The following is a 15,646-nucleotide window of genomic DNA, read 5'->3' on the forward strand; positions in this document are numbered from 1 at the left end:
CCGGTTCGGTTCGGTTCGGTTCGGTTCGGTTCGTGTGAGGGTGCCGGCCGCCACCCTCACCTGATCTCGAGGATCTTCTCCCGCATCGCGTACACCACGGCCTCCATCCGGGAGTGCAGCTGCAGCTTCTCCAGGATGTTGCGCACATGGTTCTTCACGGTGTTCTCGGAGATGAACAGTTCCTTCGCGATATCGCGGTTGTTCATCCCCGTGGCGACGAGCTTGAGGACTTCCAGCTCCCGGTCGGTCAGCCGGGGCGCGGGCACGAGGCGGCGCTCGTCCGTGCGCTGGATCATGGACTTGAATTCGGTGAGGAGCTTCGAGGCCATCGAGGGGCTGATCTGCGACTGCCCGTCGGCCACGGCGCGAATGGCCGTGGCCACCTCGTCCGTGGAGATCTCCTTGAGCAGATATCCCGTCGCGCCGGCCTTGATCGCGTCGTAGAGATCCGCTTCCTCGTCGCTGATGGTCAGCATGATGATCTTGGCGCTGGGGGCCACCTCCTTGATGGAGGTGCACGCCTCGATCCCGCCGCGCTTGGGCATCCGTACATCCATCAGGATGATGTCGGGCAGCAGGTCGGCCGCCTTGTCCACTGCCTCGGCGCCGTCACCCGCCTCGCCGACGACCTGGATGTCCTCCTCCGCCGCGAGGACGATCTCGAGCCCGCGCCGGAACAGCGCGTGGTCGTCCACCACGAGAACCCTGATCGGTTCCTTGCGCGGCGAGCTCTCGTCCGGGCCCATGCCCGGGACTCCGTCGTCGGCCGCGCCGGCGACGTCGTCCCGCATCGGTCCGAAGCTGTCCGCCATCGTTCCTCCCCCTGAAGGCCATGGCCCCGTCTTCCTGTGCCACGCCAACCCAGGGCTGCGGCACACCGGTTGACCCGGCCCGGCCATGATTTCATGCCTTGACGTCGGTGCGGTGACAGAGCGGTGTGCAGGGGGGTCGCACGAGGGTGCCCCCGGGGGCGCACACGCTCCCCAGGGGCACCCTTCGGCTGTCTCCCGCTGGCTCGGCGGCGCTGTCGCTCAGCCGCCGAGGGCGCCGCCCGCGTCGGACGACTGCGCCTGGGTGACCATCGGGTCGGTGTTGAGGTGGATCACGCCGTAGTCGTAGGCGTGGCGCCGGTAGACGACGCTGGGCTCCTTGGTCTCGGAGTCGACGAAGAGGTAGAAGTCGTGCCCGACCAGCTCCATCTCGTAGAGCGCCTGGTCGAGCGACATGGGCGCAGCGACGTGCGTCTTCTCGCGAACGATGAGCGGCCCTTCGCCCTGGACCTCGAGGGATCCCATCCTCGTGGTCGGTACGCCGCCGGACTCCTCGCTCTCGGCGAGCGAACCGTCTCCGTTCAGTGTCGCCGTGTTGACGACCTCGGGGACCTCGGCGGCAGTCAGCCTGCCGTTCCCTCGGCGGGTGGAGCGCTTGCTGTGCTCCCTGCGCAGCCGCGCCTCGAGCTTGTCCGTTGCCAGGTCGAGCGCCGCGTACGGGTCGTTGGCCGCGGCTTCCGCCCTGATGACCGGGCCGCGCGTGCGGAGCGTGATCTCCACGCGGTCGCAGCGGTCGGCCTGTCGGGGGTTGGGCTCCTTGGACACCTCCACGTCGAGGCTGATCACCTTGCCGTCCAGCTTCTGGATCTTCTCCAGCTTCAGCTTCTCGGCCACGTGCTTGCGGAACCGCTCGGGCACCTCGGTCTTGCGGCCCTTGACGACGATGTCCACGCAGAACTCCGTTCCCGGATCGCTCCGCTCCGTCAGCGGAGCATCTCCCTCTTGCACCAGACTCCGGCCACTTCCGGAGCCTCTGACTCGGTGACTTCCACCTCCTCCTCCCCCAAGGACAAGATCTACACCCCATCATCGCGGGTGATTGCCGAAAAAACCTGCGGCGCCCACGACACAGCATTCGGATATGCGGGGGATGGCGTCCGCCATTCCGTACAACCGAACATATCTCGCCCGGACGGATGTCGTCACCCTCTACTGACGCGTACCTCCATTCAGGTGAATAGACCCTCTCGCTACCTGCAACGACGCAGGTTTACTCTCAGTTCCGGTTTATTTCGAAAGAACCCGGTGAGGCGGCGACGACGGCCGCGATGATCAAGTTGCGCGGGGGCAATTCCCGTGCAGTTTCCATCCATCCCGGTGTGCTCCGACCGCCCTCGTCTTCCCCCGTCCGGGGTCTCGCGGCACGTATTGCGCGGGCCGCCTCCGCCAGTGAGGCGCCCGTCGTCATGAGGTCGTCGACCAGCACGATCCGGCCATTTTGAGCCAGCAGCCGGTGGGCTCCCGCAGGCACCTCGAGGGCGCCGGCGAGATTGGCCAGTCGCCTGCGTGAGTTGAGCCCGGCCTGGTCCTCGACGGGGCGCCGCTGGCGCAGCGCGGCGAGCACCCTGGTGGGGACGCCTGCACGGCGCAGCTCCGCCGCCGCGGCGTACGCGATCCGTCGCGCCGGGTCATGCCCTCGCGCCCGGACGGCCTTCCGCGCGGAGGGCACGGGCACGAGCAACAGAGGCGCACGCCGCCGATGTGTACGGGCTTCTGCTCGGGCGGGGGCCTGGGCGGGACCACCCATACCGGCGAGCCCGGTGGAGCCGGTGGGGCCGATGGGGCCGGCGAGACCCACGACGCCGCCCGGACCGGTGGGGTCGGCGAGACCCGCGACGCTGCCCCGACCGGCGGGGCCGGTGAAGCCCGCGACGCCGCCTGGACCAGTGGGGCCGGTGAAGCCCGCGACGCCGCCCAGCCCCGCGTACACCATCCCCGCGCACACCGCCCCCGCGAGCGCCACGCCCAAGGGCTCCGCGAGCCCCAACGCCCCCCGCTCCTTGTGGGCCAGCAGCACGGCCCGCACCGCGTCCCGGTACGGCGCCGCCGCATGCACCACCGGAAGCCCGGCCGGCTCAGGACTCGGCCGCACCCTCCCCGGCACGCCCCCGCACAAGGCGTCCCCGCATCGCGCGCAGAGCGCCGTACGCGGCCGGCCGCAACCTCCGCACTCGGCCGGCAGCACCAGATCTCCGAGGCCCTGCCACCACCCCCGCATACCCACCACTGTGCCAACGTGCGCGTCCCGCTGCCACCCCTGTGGACAACCGCCTGTGGACAACTCCCGGACGGACACACTCCGTTGCAATCGGACGGCCCAACTCCGCCGCCCGTGACCGGCCGCCACCCGCACCACCTGGAGGAAAACCGCCCACCCCGGACGGACCGGCATCCCACCCGGACAGACGCCGCCCCACTCCGGACGGACCGGCATCCTCTCCGGATCAACCGGCATCCCAGCCCGGAGAGACCAGCATCCTCACCCGGATCAACCGACGTCCCACCCCGGACATACCGGCGCCCTCCCCTGGACAGCCAGCACCCCAGCCCCGAACTGACCGGCATCCTCCCCAGGACAGCCCGACGCCCCCCGTACTGACCGCCGCCCTACCCCGGGCAGACCGCCGCCTACCCCGGACAGACCGACGTCCCCGGTACTGCCCGCCGCCCTACCCCGGGCAGACCGCCGCCTACCCCGGACAGCCCGACGCCCCCGGTTCTGACAGCCGCCCTACCCCGGACAGACCACGGCCCTCCCCCGAACAGGCCACCGCCCTACCCCGGACAGCCCGCCGCCCTACCCCGGATAGACCGGTGCCGTCCCGTCCTTGCGGACCGTCTGCCAGGGCAGGCCCGGTGGCAGTCTCACGATGCCGTCGTCCGAGTGGGCGACGAGCGGGAGGCGGTCGTCCTCGGACGCCGCGATCTCCTTCACGCCCGTCAGGCCGGGCAGCGCCTGCCCCGGCGGCACCGAGCCGTCGCACTGCACGTAACTCAGCTGCTGCACACCGCCGGACTCGCGGCCGACCACGACGAGCCGGCTCGGGCCGGCCCACGACATGGCCGTGACCTCCTCCATCTGCGGTGCCGCGGCGCTCAGTCCGTCGACCGACACCGTCAGCCGCCCGTCCGGCCCCAGGTCACGCTCGACCCGTCCGATCCGCAGCGTGGTGCGGCCCTTCGCCTGCACGAGGAGCGCGATCCGGGCGCCGTCGGCCGACACCTTCACCGCTTCGATGCGCCCGCCCTCCAGACCGGACACGTCGACCTCGTGGACCTCGTCCGCAAGGCCCCGGCCGAACATCAGCAGGCGCGGCTTCCCCGGGTCCCGGTCGGCCACCCACAGGCCGCCGAGCCCGTCCCAACTGGGCGTCGTCAGACGGTCCTTCTCGGACTTCGCGTGACTCCGTACGACCGGGTCGCCGAGCGAGGCGCCGGACACGAACGAGCCGACGAACAGCGCGCTCCCGTTGTTCGACACCGCGGCCGCCTGCGTCTCGTCGCGCGAGACCGCGACCGAACGCATCCGCTGCTCACCGTCGCCGAGCGGCCCCGGCACCCGCTCCGGTTCCTTCGTCGTGCGAGAGGCGCCCGACATCTGTACGAGCCGCCCCTTGGCGTCCAGGAAGTACTGGTCGTCGGAGGGCCCGGAGGTGCGCTGCGCCACGAGCGCCTCGGCGCCACTCTCGTTCAGGACGCACAACTGCGAACCGTTCGACCGCTGGAGCTCGATCTGCGACACGTTGGCCGACGTCACATCCTGCAGGGAGAACAGGAGTTGAGTGGCCATCTCCTTGCAGTGAGCCTGCCCGACATGGTCGGCCTTCGCGTTCAGCGGCACCTTCAGGTTGTTGTCGTCGTCCGGCGCGAGGGTCATCACGTCCTTCCGCAGCCGCGTCCCGGAGGGGAACGTCGTGGTCACCACGGGGTCCAGCCAGCGCGTGGGCCCGGCCAGCAGAGCCCGTACCGTCTGCGTGAGGGGGTCGATCCACTGACGTACGTACACGGGGTCGGCGACCAGCCGCTTCTGACGGTCACTCGAGCCGGAACCCGAACCCGCGCCCGACTCCCCGCTCGTGCCCGCGCCGCCTGACGACTCCTCATCCAGCGCGTAGTAGTACTTGTTGACGGACTGGTAGATGCGCTGGAAGTCGGACTGTCCGAGGACGACGCCCTGCGGCAGCCCGTCGATGCGCCACTGCTTGCCCTTGGGCCCGTCCTCCTCGACGAGGTGCAGCGTCGTGCTGTACGCGCGGCCCTCGGGCCGGTACGCGTGCTCCTGGTCGACCAGGGCGACCTGACGGCCGCTCAGCCGGAACGTGCGTCCCTCGTCACCGGCGCTCGGCCTGCTCGCCGGGCCCGTGTTCGGCCCGTCCGTGAGAACGGTGGTGCTCTCCTCCGGGTGCCAGTCCCTGGCCGCCCTGTCCGTGAGGTACTTGCGCGCCATCGTGTACTGCGGGTCGTCGCTGGTCAGCGCCTCGAGGAAGCCGTCGACGATGCTGACGGGCCCGGCGTGCTCGCGCGGCGGCATTGCGAAGACACGCACCTGCGAGTCGGGCCGCTGCGACGCCTCGACGGCCTGCAGACCGCCGTTGTCCGGCATGGACGCGCAGCCGCTGAGCACCAGCGTGCCGCAGCCGAGCAGCACACCCGCGCGCAGTCCGCGCGTTCGCCCTTGCCCTCGTCCGTGCCCTGGTCCTTGGCCCCGCCCGTGCCGCTGTCCGGCCGACGGAGGCCGCCCCCGCTCATCGCGCACGCCCGCCACCACTTCCCTCGCCCCTCCCGCCGGCCGCGTCGGCCGGTCCGGACCGCTCGTCCGGGGCGTCCATGGCCCCGGCGTCCTCCCCGCGTGCCGCCGAAGCCGCAGCCGACGCCGCCGCCTCGCCCCGCGCCACGACCCGCGCGCCGCTCCCGGGCAGCGCCGCGGGATCGACCGCGTACCGGGACGCGGCCGGCTCCTTCGCCGGTACGGGCGACGGCACGCGCGACGTGCCCGCCGTCTGCGCCGGGACCGTCGCCAGCTTGCCCGCGCCCCCGCCAAGCGGAAGCCCGGCCTCGCTCAGGCCACGGTTGCGCCGCGAGTCCTCCGGCTCCAGCGGTATCGGCGACCCGCGCAGCGGCTCGTCCGCCGTACGTGGCAGCGTGAGCCGGAACTGCGACCCGCCGCCGGGCTCGCCCCACGCCTGCAGCCAGCCGCCGTGCAGCCGCGCGTCCTCCAGGGCGATGGACAGGCCGAGGCCCGTACCACCGGTCGTACGCGCGCGTGCCGGGTCGGCGCGCCAGAAGCGGCTGAACACGCGCGTGGCCTCGCCGGGCTTCAGCCCGACGCCGTAGTCCCGTACGGCGACGGCGACCGCGCCGCCCGCCGCGGCGAGCCGCACGACGACGTCCTTGCCCTCACCGTGCTCCACGGCGTTGACCACGAGATTGCGCAGGACGCGCTCCACGCGCCGCGCGTCCGCCTCGGCGACCACCGGCTGCTGGTCCCCGATGATCCGCACATGCGTGCCCTTGTGCTCGGCCAGCGGCGCGGCGCCGCCCACCACACGCCGTACGACCTCGCGCAGGTCTATCGGCTCCGCCTCCAGGGCGGCCGCGCCCGCGTCGAAGCGGCTGATCTCCAGAAGATCCGAGAGGAGCGACTCGAACCGGTCCAACTGGTCGGCGAGCAGCTCCGCCGACCTCGCCGTCACCGGATCGAAGTCCACGCGCGCGTCATGGATGACATCGGCGGCCATCCGTACCGTCGTCAGCGGCGTCCGCAGCTCGTGCGACACGTCGGACACGAACCGCCGCTGCATCCGCGACAGATCCTCCAGCTGCTGGATCTTCGTATGCAGGTTCTGCGCCATCTTGTTGAAGGCCTCACCGAGCCGGGCGATGTCGTCCTCACCGGTGACCTTCATACGTTCCTGGAGGCGCCCCGCGGACAGCCGCTCGGCGACCCCGGCCGCCATCCGCACGGGCGTGACCACCTGCCGTACGACCAGCCAGGCGATGGCGCCGAGCAGCACCACGACGAACAGCCCCGCCGTGGCCAGCGTGCCCTTCACCAGGCCGAGCGACTTCTCCTCCTGCGTGAGCGGGAAGAGGTAGTACAGCTGGTAGGCGTTGCCCTTGGGGTCGGTCAGCTGCTTGCCGATGACGAGGCCCGGCTGCGAACCCTTGCCGTCCTCGTAGACGATCCGCGTGTACTCCTGGGACGCGCCCGTCATCTGGTCGACGCGCTCACGCAGGTCGTCGGGCACGCTCGGGTCGAGGACACCGCCCGAGGCCCGCGGCCCGCGCACGCTGTCGCTGCTGTCGGCCCCCGGCGGACTGAGCGTCACGACGTCGAAGGCGCTCTGGCCGCCGGACGAGAGCTGGGTGACCAGCTCACTCATCCAGTTGTTCGTGTTCAGCGGGGCCCGGCTGTCCGCCGTCGCCCCGTCGCGCGCCCCGGCCGCCGCCGTGTCGGCCTTGTCCTTGGCGGCCCGGAAGCCGCCCTCGGCCTGGCTCTGCGACGCCTTCACCTTCGCGTCGAGCAGGCCGTTGCGCACGGAACCGATGACGACGATGCCGAGCAGCAGCACGACACCGAGCGACATCAGCAGCGTCGTCACGACGATCTTGAGCTGGATGTTGCGCCGCCACAGACGCATGGCGGGCAGCAGCGGCCGCCGCACCCAGCGCGCGAACAGGCGCAGCACGGGGCTGCCCTTCACCCCGCCCTGGAGCAGCAGACCGCCGTCGAGGAACCGGCGCAGCACGGAGCCGCGCCGGGCCTGCGGTCCCACAGGCCGCCCCGACCGGATTCCCGGCCTCCCGGGGGCCGGAGCGGCACTGTCCCGGGACACGTCAGCTCGGTCCGGCCTTGTAACCGACGCCACGGACGGTCACGACGATCTCCGGACGCTCGGGGTCCTTCTCGACCTTCGAGCGCAGCCGCTGCACATGCACGTTCACCAGGCGGGTGTCGGCCGCGTGCCGATAGCCCCATACCTGCTCGAGCAGGACCTCACGCGTGAACACCTGCCAGGGCTTGCGGGCGAGCGCCACCAGGAGATCGAACTCCAGCGGCGTCAGCGCGATCGACTGGCCCTCCCGCTTCACGGAGTGCCCCGCCACGTCGATGACCAGGTCACCGATGGCCAGCTGCTCCGGCGCAGGCTCCTCCGACCTCCGCAGCCGCGCCCGGATACGGGCCACGAGCTCCTTCGGCTTGAACGGCTTCACGATGTAGTCGTCGGCCCCCGACTCGAGGCCCACCACGACGTCCACCGTGTCGCTCTTCGCCGTCAGCATCACGATCGGCACCCCGGACTCCGCCCTGATCAGGCGGCACACCTCGATACCGTCCCGCCCGGGAAGCATCAGGTCCAGGAGCACCAGATCCGGCTTGGACTCACGGAAAGCGGCCAGCGCCTTGTCGCCGTCAGCTACGAACGACGGCTCAAAACCTTCACCACGCAGCACAATGCCGAGCATCTCGGCCAGTGCGGTGTCGTCGTCGACGACAAGGACTCGTCCCTTCATAGGCCACATCATCCCATTACTTAATCGTTACCTGGCGTGACCTGGCACACAGCTCGCCCAGTCCTTCTGCTGTCACAGGGGAAACCACTCCCCACTCCGTGACGATCGCCGTCACCAACTCGGGCGGCGTCACGTCGAACGCGGGGTTGTACGCCTGCGTTCCCAAGGGGGCCACCGGATACCCGCCCCCCGCCTCGAACCCGGCCACCGTCCCCTGCGGCGCCATGGCCTCCGTCACTTCCTGTCCGGCCCGCTGCTCCACCTCGACGGACGCTCCGTCGGGCGCGTCCGGGTCCACCGTCGTCCCCGGCGCCACCACGATGAACGGCACGTGGTGGTACTTGGCGAGCACCGCGAGCGGATAGGTCCCCACCTTGTTGGCGACCGAACCGTCCGCCACGATCCGGTCGGCCCCGACCAGCACCGCGTCGACCTCACCGGCCGCGAACAGCGACCCTGCCGCATTATCCGTGAGCAGCGTGTACGCCATCCCCGTCCGCGCCGCCTCGTACGCCGTCAGCCGGGCGCCCTGGAGCAGCGGACGCGTCTCGCCCACCCACAGCCGGCGCAGCTGCCCCGCCCGGTGCGCGGCGAGCGCGACCGCGAACGCCGTGCCCTCGCCCCCGGAGACCAACGCCCCCGAGTTGCAGTGCGTGAGGATCCGGTACCGGCCGCCCGGGACCAGCTCGTCGAGCAGCGCGAGGCCGTGCCCAGCCATGGCGGCGCTGGCCTCGGCGTCCTCCCGGTGCAGCGCCCGCGCGGCGGCCAGCGCGTCCCGTGCGGCCCGCTCCAGGTCGCCCTCCTGCCCGAGCCCGGCTCGGTACGCGTCGTGGGCGCGGCGCACACCCCGGGCCAGATTCACCGCGGTGGGCCGCGCGCCGGCCAGCGCGTCGGCGGCCTCGTCCACGTCGAACCCCCGCGCCGCCGCCAGGGCGACGCCGTACGCCCCCGCGATGCCCAGGAGTGGCGCCCCCCGCACCGCGAGGGTCCTGATCGCGTCGACGAGCCCGCGCGCATCCGTACACACGAGCTCGACCTCCTCCCGGGGCAGCCGGGTCTGGTCGAGCAGGACGAGCACGGGCCCCTCGGCCGGCTCCTCCCAGCGGAGAACGGGTAGGTCGGTGGGCCGCTTGTCGTCGCCGGTTTGCGCGTACTGGTCAGCCATCCGCCCAGTCTGCCCCTTACCCAGCAGACAATTGAAGGCGTGCAGCCCATACGGCACCCGGTCACCTCCGGGCCACACCGTGGCACGATGGGCGCCAAGCTGCCGCCGCGACCGCGGACGGGCACCGTGAAGGAGCGACGATGAACGACACTCCGGGCTGGGCCTCGCCCGGATCCGCCCCCTCCGACGGCCAGGACGACCAGCCCGCGCAGGACGGCCACGACGGCCCGGCCGGCGACGGCAAGGGCGGCGCTCCCGACCCGAAGTGGTCCAAGGAGCAGCCACCGCCCGCGCAGTGGTCCGCCCCGTCCGCCTCCGGCCAGGCCCCACCCCCTCCGACACCTCCGGCCCAGGGCTGGGGCGGCGGCCAGGGCGGCGGGGGCTACAGCGACGGTGGTGGCTACGGCGGCCCCGGTGGTGGCTACGGCGGCGGCTGGGGTTCCTGGCAGGGCAGGCCCGCGGCGGCCAAGCCCGGCGTCATCCCTCTGCGCCCGCTCGGCGTCGGCGAGATCCTCGACGGCGCCGTGTCGACCATGCGTACGCACTGGCGCACCGTCCTCGGCATCTCCCTGTCCGTCGCGGTCCTCATCGAGATCGGGGTCGTCCTCCTTCAGGGCCTCGTCCTGACCGACACGGCGAACACCGACGCACTCGGCGACCCGAGCGCCACACCCGGCGAGCTGACCCGCGCGCTCGGCGACACCCTGCTCGGCTCCGGCATCGTCCAGATCGTCTACCTGCTCGGCACCATCGTCGCGACGGCCCTGCTCACGACCGTGACCAGCCGCGCCGTACTCGGCAGGTCCGTGACGACCGCCGAGGCCTGGAAGGACGCCAAGCCCCAGCTCCTGAGGCTGTTCGGCCTGACGATCCTCCTGCCGCTCATCGCCGCCGCCGTCCTGCTCGTCTGCATGCTGCCGGGCATCCTGGTCGGCGTCATAGGCTCCTCGGACTCCAGCGACCCGCTCATCGCCTTCGGCGCCCTCGCCGGCGCCGTACTGGCGATCTGGCTGATGATCCGCTTCTCGCTCGCCTCGCCGGCCCTGATGCTGGAGAAGCAGAGCATCCTGAAGTCGATGAGCCGCTCCACCAAGCTGGTACGCGGCTCCTGGTGGCGGGTCTTCGGCATCCAGCTGCTGGCCGGGATCATCGCTGCACTCGTCTCGGCGATCATCGCCATCCCCTTCACCTTCCTCGCCGCCGCACTGAGCGGCGAGGGCGTCAACAGCTACCTCGACGGCAGCACCGGCGACGTCGGCTGGACATTCCTCATCGTCACCGGCATCGGCGCGGTGATCGGCTCCATGATCACGTTCCCGATCTCGGCGGGCGTCACCGTGCTCCTCTACATCGACCAGCGCATCCGCCGCGAAGCCCTCGACCTGGAACTCGGCCGCGCCGCAGGCATCCAGGAATACGGCGACACCGCCCGCCCCGCGCCGGGGAGCTGATGGAGTGAGCCTGGCGGGGGGAGTGCTCTGGGCCGCCGCGCCGCGCTCGCGCGGCGGCGACACACCACCGGTGACGATCCCGCGCGACCCCGCGCGGGAGGCCGCCCGACGCGAGCTGTCCAAGCCCGCGTACCACCAGGACGACCCGAGCCTCCTCCACCGGGGCCTCGACCGCTTCTGGGAATGGGTCGACAAACTGTTCTCCGCCGCCTCCGGGGCCACCCCCGGCGGCGGATTCGGCCTGCTCGTCATCGCGCTCGCGGTGATCGCCCTGGCCGTCGCCCTGTGGTGGCGCCTCGGCACGCCGCACCGCGCACCCCACTCCACCGCCGCCCTCTTCGACGACCGCCCCCACAGCGCCGCCGAACACCGCGCGGCCGCCGAGGCACACGCCGCCCAGGGCCACTGGACCCAGGCCGTCCAGGAACGGATGCGCGCCATCGTCCGCTCCCTGGAGGAACGCGCGCTCCTCGACCCGCGCCCCGGCCGCACCGCCGACGAGGCGGCCACCGAGGCCGGCCGCACCCTGCCCGCCCACACCGACGGACTGCGCACCGCCGCCCGCGACTTCGACGACGTCACATACGGCGGCCGCACCGCCACCCGACAGACGTACGAACGCCTCACCACGCTCGACACCGACCTGGGCCGCACGACCCCGACCCTCACCGGCAGCACCCGAGGAGCCGCCGAGTGACCGGCCGGCCCCCACACCCGCGGCTCACCGCCCCCGCCGCCACCGAGCCCGAGCCGGCGACCACCGACGCCAACCCGACGACGCACCCCACCGAGCAGCCCCCCACACCGCCCACGCCCACGTCCACGGCCCGCACCCCGCGTCAGCTCTGGACCCGCACGCGGGGACTGCTCATCTCCGCCCTGATCCTCCTGATCGCCGCCGTCGCCATCGCGCTCGTCCGCTCCGACGCCGCCCACGGCCGACTCGACCCGCGCTCCGCCGACCCGAACGGCAGCCGCGCCGTCGCCCAGCTCCTGGCCGCCCGCGGCGTCTCCACTCGCGTGGTCACCACCACCGCCGAGGCCCGCGCCGCAGCCGGCCCCGACACGACCGTCCTCGTCGCGTCCCCCGACCTGCTCACCGACCACCAGGGCACCCAACTGCGCTCCGTCACCGCCGACTCCGGCGGCCGCACCGTCCTGATCGCCCCCGGCGCCCATGCCCTCAGCACGCTCGCCCCCGACGTCACCGCGGACCCGGCCCCCAGCCTCGACGCCCTCGCGCAGCCCGGCTGCTCCCTGCCCGTCGCCCGCCGCGCCGGCGACGCCGAGACCGGCGGCCGCCGCTACGCCACGTACCCCCCGGACGCGGACGCCTGCTACCGCAGCGAAAGCCTCCCCACCCTGCTCCGCCTGCCGGAGGCACACGGCGGCGACACCCTCCTCATCGGCGCCCCCGACATCTTCCTCAACGACCGTCTCGACCAGCAGGGCAACGCCTCGCTGGCCCTGCAACTCCTCGGTTCCCGCCCCCACTTGGTCTGGTACCTCCCCTCGCTCTCCGACGACGCCGCGGCCACCGGCTCCGACCGCCGCGGCCTCTTCGACCTGCTCCCCTCCGGCTGGCTCTGGGGCACCCTGCAGCTCTTCGTCGCGGCCGTCCTCGCCGCGTTCTGGCGCGGCCGCCGCCTCGGCCGCCTCGTACCCGAACGCCTCCCCGTCTCGATCCGCGCCTCCGAAGCCGTCGAAGGCCGCGCCCGCCTCTACCGCAAGGCAAACGCCCGCGACCGCGCCGCCTCAGCTCTGCGCACCGCCACCCGCACCCGCCTCGCCCCCCTCATCGGCGTCCCCCCGTCCCAGGCCCACTCGCCCGAGACCCTGCTCCCCGCCCTGACCGCCGCACTCCGCACCCCCGGCCAGGACCCCCGCCCCCTCCTCTTCGGCCCGCCACCGGCCGACGACGCGGCCCTGATCGCCCTCGCCGACCAACTCGACGCCCTCGAAAGAGAGGTACGCCATTCATGATGGACCCGACCACTGACAACGGCGGGCCCACCGGAGATCCCCGCAGCTCACGGGCGTCTCTGGAGGCTCTGCGCGCGGAGATCGCCAAGGCCGTCGTCGGCCAGGACCCCGCGGTCACGGGCCTCGTCGTGGCGCTCCTCTGCCGCGGCCACGTCCTCCTCGAAGGCGTCCCCGGCGTCGCCAAGACACTCCTCGTACGCGCCCTCGCCGCGTCCCTCGAACTCGACACGAAACGCGTCCAGTTCACCCCGGACCTGATGCCGAGCGACGTCACCGGCTCCCTCGTCTACGACGCCCGCACCGCCGAGTTCTCCTTCCAGCCCGGCCCGGTCTTCACCAACCTCCTCCTCGCGGACGAGATCAACCGCACCCCGCCCAAGACCCAGGCGTCCCTCCTCGAAGCCATGGAAGAACGCCAGGTCACGGTCGACGGCACCCCCCGCCCCCTCCCCGACCCCTTCCTCGTCGCCGCGACGCAGAACCCCGTCGAGTACGAGGGCACGTACCCCCTCCCCGAAGCCCAGCTGGACCGTTTCCTCCTCAAGCTCACGGTCCCCCTCCCGTCCCGCCAGGACGAGATCGACGTCCTCACCCGCCACGCCCAGGGCTTCAACCCCCGCGACCTGCGCTCCGCCGGCGTACGCCCCGTAGCCACCGCCGCCGACCTGGAAGCCGCCCGAGCCGCCGTCGCGAAAACCACGGTCTCCTCCGAGATCACCGCCTACGTCGTCGACCTCTGCCGAGCCACCCGCGAGTCCCCGTCCCTCACCCTCGGCGTCTCCCCCCGAGGCGCCACGGCACTGCTCTCCACAGCCCGCGCCTGGGCATGGCTGACAGGCCGCGACTACGTCATCCCCGACGACGTCAAAGCCCTCGCCCTGCCCACGCTCCGCCACCGGATCCAGCTCCGCCCCGAGGCCGAGATGGAAGGCGTGACACCCGACTCGGTGATCAACGCGATCCTCGCCCACGTCCCCGTCCCCCGCTGACGCAAGGCTCAGGACCCCCATGGCCCTCACCGGACGCACCGCCCTGCTCGCCGCCCTGGGCTCCCTCCCCGTAGGCATCTGGGAGCCCAGCTGGACCGGCATCCTCGCCGTGAACACCCCCCTGGCCCTGGCCTGTGCCTGCGACTTCGCCCTGGCCGCCCCGGTACGCCGCCTGCGCCTCACCCGATCGGGAGACACCGCGGTACGCCTCGGCGACCCGGCCGACGTCACCCTCACCGTCACCAACCCCTCGCGCCGCCCTCTGCGCGCCCAGCTCCGCGACGCCTGGCCGCCCAGCAGCTGGCTCCCCGGCACCGAGGTCGAGGCATCCCGCCACCGCGTGACGATCCCCCCGGGTGAACGCCGCCGCGTCACGACCCGCCTGCTCCCCACCCGCAGAGGCGACCGAAAGGCCGACCGCGTCACGATCCGCTCGTACGGCCCGCTGGGCCTCTTCACCCGCCAGGGCACCCACGACGTCCCGTGGACGGTCCGGGTCCTCCCCCCGTTCCACAGCCGCAAGCACCTCCCCTCGAAGCTGGCCCGCCTGCGCGAACTCGACGGCCGCACCAGCGTCCTGACCCGCGGCGAAGGCACCGAATTCGACAGCCTGCGCGAGTACGTCCCCGGGGACGACACCCGTTCCATCGACTGGCGCGCCACAGCCCGCCAGTCCACGCTCGCGGTACGCACCTGGCGCCCGGAGCGCGACCGCCACATCCTTCTGGTCCTCGACACGGGCCGCACTTCCGCCGGCCGTGTCGGCGACGCACCCCGCCTCGACGCCTCCATGGACGCGGCCCTCCTCCTGGGCGCCCTCGCATCCCGCGCCGGCGACCGAGTGGACCTGCTGGCCTACGACCGCCGCATCCGCGCCCTGGTCCAGGGCCGCGCGGCCGGCGAACTCCTGCCCGCCCTGGTCAACGCCATGGCCCCGCTGGAGCCGGAACTGGTGGAAACGGACGCCCGCGGCCTGGCCTCGGCAGCCCTGCACACCGCTCCCCGCCGCTCACTCGTCGTCCTCCTCACCAGCCTCGACGCGGCGCCGGTGGAAGAGGGCATCCTCCCGGTCCTCCCCCGCCTCACAAAGCGCCACACGGTCTTGGTGGCATCCGTAGCGGACCCGAAAATCACGGAAATGGCGACGTCCCGGGGAAACACAGAAGCGGTGTACGACGCCTCGGCAGCCGCCCAGGCCCAGGCAGAACGCCAACGCACCGCGGAACGTCTCATTCGCCACGGAGTCACGGTCGTAGATGCCACCCCGAACGAACTCGCACCCGCACTCGCGGACGCATATCTCGCTTTGAAAGCAGCAGGCCGGCTCTGAGTCCCCCGGTTTGCCTGTGAACGCAAAAAAGCCTCAACCCCCGAGTTTTCACTCGGGGGTTGAGGCTTTCTATCAAAATTAGTTCGGCGGCGTCCTACTCTCCCACAGGGTCCCCCCTGCAGTACCATCGGCGCTGTGAGGCTTAGCTTCCGGGTTCGGAATGTAACCGGGCGTTTCCCTCACGCTATGACCACCGAAACACTATGAAACTGTCAACCGCACCACACCCGTGACCATGGGTGTGGGGTTGTTCGTGGTTTCAGAACCAACACAGTGGACGCGAGCAACTGAGGACAAGCCCTCGGCCTATTAGTACCAGTCACCTCCACCCGTTACCGGGCTTCCAGATCTGGCCTATCAACCCAGTCGTCTACTGGGAGCCT

The 15,646-nt window shown here is 71.9% G+C and carries 12 protein-coding genes and 2 rRNA genes; 5 read left to right on the forward strand and 9 right to left on the reverse strand.

What is annotated here, in order from left to right; translation table 11 throughout:
- Window positions 1–56: 56 nt before the first annotated feature.
- From EOT10_RS16245 to mtnA, 7 genes are all read right to left on the reverse strand, one after another.
- Window positions 57–812: a response regulator gene (locus EOT10_RS16245; protein ID WP_127828903.1), complete on the reverse strand. Its 756-nt coding sequence runs from the start codon at window positions 810–812 to the stop codon at window positions 57–59.
- Window positions 813–1,031: 219 nt separating this feature from the next.
- Window positions 1,032–1,721 carry a ribosome hibernation-promoting factor, HPF/YfiA family gene (gene hpf / locus EOT10_RS16250; RefSeq protein WP_223280996.1) on the reverse strand — a complete coding sequence of 230 codons (690 nt, stop codon included), beginning with the start codon at window positions 1,719–1,721 and terminating at the stop codon, window positions 1,032–1,034.
- A 325-nt stretch (window positions 1,722–2,046) separates the two neighbouring features.
- Window positions 2,047–3,048: a ComF family protein gene (locus tag EOT10_RS16255; protein ID WP_127828904.1), complete on the reverse strand. Its 1,002-nt coding sequence runs from the start codon at window positions 3,046–3,048 to the stop codon at window positions 2,047–2,049.
- 579 nt (window positions 3,049–3,627) lie between these two features.
- A complete protein-coding gene (locus EOT10_RS16260) occupies window positions 3,628–5,433 on the reverse strand; it encodes an LpqB family beta-propeller domain-containing protein (protein WP_127828946.1) in 1,806 nt (601 codons plus the stop codon).
- A 142-nt stretch (window positions 5,434–5,575) separates the two neighbouring features.
- The gene (mtrB, locus tag EOT10_RS16265; RefSeq protein WP_127828905.1) at window positions 5,576–7,666 is read right to left on the reverse strand and encodes an MtrAB system histidine kinase MtrB; all 2,091 of its coding nucleotides are present in this window, start codon (window positions 7,664–7,666) and stop codon (window positions 5,576–5,578) included.
- A 1-nt stretch (window position 7,667) separates the two neighbouring features.
- Window positions 7,668–8,357 (reverse strand): two-component system response regulator MtrA, encoded by a 690-nt coding sequence (gene mtrA, locus EOT10_RS16270; RefSeq protein WP_189491636.1) that lies wholly within the window; start codon window positions 8,355–8,357, stop codon window positions 7,668–7,670.
- 4 nt (window positions 8,358–8,361) lie between these two features.
- A complete protein-coding gene (mtnA, locus tag EOT10_RS16275; protein WP_127828906.1) occupies window positions 8,362–9,510 on the reverse strand; it encodes an S-methyl-5-thioribose-1-phosphate isomerase in 1,149 nt (382 codons plus the stop codon).
- A 140-nt stretch (window positions 9,511–9,650) separates the two neighbouring features.
- Here mtnA and EOT10_RS16280 point away from each other — a divergent pair, with 140 nt between their 5' ends.
- From EOT10_RS16280 to EOT10_RS16300, 5 genes are read left to right on the forward strand one after another with little or no spacing between them, the layout of a single operon-like run.
- Window positions 9,651–10,961 (forward strand): DUF7847 domain-containing protein, encoded by a 1,311-nt coding sequence (locus tag EOT10_RS16280; protein ID WP_127828907.1) that lies wholly within the window; start codon window positions 9,651–9,653, stop codon window positions 10,959–10,961.
- A 4-nt stretch (window positions 10,962–10,965) separates the two neighbouring features.
- Window positions 10,966–11,658 (forward strand): DUF4129 domain-containing protein, encoded by a 693-nt coding sequence (locus EOT10_RS16285; RefSeq protein ID WP_127828908.1) that lies wholly within the window; start codon window positions 10,966–10,968, stop codon window positions 11,656–11,658.
- On the forward strand, window positions 11,655–12,944 hold the full coding sequence (locus EOT10_RS16290; protein WP_127828909.1) for a DUF4350 domain-containing protein: 1,290 nt from the start codon (window positions 11,655–11,657) through the stop codon (window positions 12,942–12,944). The genes EOT10_RS16285 and EOT10_RS16290 overlap by 4 nt, the downstream gene beginning before the upstream one ends.
- Window positions 12,944–13,933: an AAA family ATPase gene (locus tag EOT10_RS16295; RefSeq protein ID WP_127828910.1), complete on the forward strand. Its 990-nt coding sequence runs from the start codon at window positions 12,944–12,946 to the stop codon at window positions 13,931–13,933. The genes EOT10_RS16290 and EOT10_RS16295 overlap by 1 nt, the downstream gene beginning before the upstream one ends.
- A gap of 19 nt (window positions 13,934–13,952) precedes the next feature.
- Window positions 13,953–15,263 carry a DUF58 domain-containing protein gene (locus EOT10_RS16300; protein ID WP_127828911.1) on the forward strand — a complete coding sequence of 437 codons (1,311 nt, stop codon included), beginning with the start codon at window positions 13,953–13,955 and terminating at the stop codon, window positions 15,261–15,263.
- Window positions 15,264–15,344: 81 nt separating this feature from the next.
- Here the strand turns inward: EOT10_RS16300 and rrf are convergent.
- Window positions 15,345–15,461: ribosomal RNA gene (gene rrf / locus EOT10_RS16305) — 5S ribosomal RNA — on the reverse strand.
- A 91-nt stretch (window positions 15,462–15,552) separates the two neighbouring features.
- A 23S ribosomal RNA gene (locus tag EOT10_RS16310) occupies window positions 15,553–15,646 on the reverse strand; the annotation flags it as partial.

It is taken from the genome of Streptomyces antnestii (assembly GCF_004005495.1).
Taxonomy (GTDB): domain Bacteria; phylum Actinomycetota; class Actinomycetes; order Streptomycetales; family Streptomycetaceae; genus Streptomyces; species Streptomyces antnestii.

Coding starts and splice junctions, on each gene's coding strand:
- EOT10_RS16245 (WP_127828903.1), bottom strand. CDS start 812: ATGGCGGACAGCTTCGGACCGATGCGGGACGACGTCGCCGGCGCGGCC.
- EOT10_RS16255 (WP_127828904.1), bottom strand. CDS start 3,048: ATGCGGGGGTGGTGGCAGGGCCTCGGAGATCTGGTGCTGCCGGCCGAG.
- EOT10_RS16260 (WP_127828946.1), bottom strand. CDS start 5,433: ATGCCGGACAACGGCGGTCTGCAGGCCGTCGAGGCGTCGCAGCGGCCC.
- mtrA (WP_189491636.1), bottom strand. CDS start 8,357: ATGATGTGGCCTATGAAGGGACGAGTCCTTGTCGTCGACGACGACACC.
- mtnA (WP_127828906.1), bottom strand. CDS start 9,510: ATGGCTGACCAGTACGCGCAAACCGGCGACGACAAGCGGCCCACCGAC.
- EOT10_RS16280 (WP_127828907.1), top strand. CDS start 9,651: ATGAACGACACTCCGGGCTGGGCCTCGCCCGGATCCGCCCCCTCCGAC.
- EOT10_RS16295 (WP_127828910.1), top strand. CDS start 12,944: ATGGACCCGACCACTGACAACGGCGGGCCCACCGGAGATCCCCGCAGC.
- EOT10_RS16300 (WP_127828911.1), top strand. CDS start 13,953: ATGGCCCTCACCGGACGCACCGCCCTGCTCGCCGCCCTGGGCTCCCTC.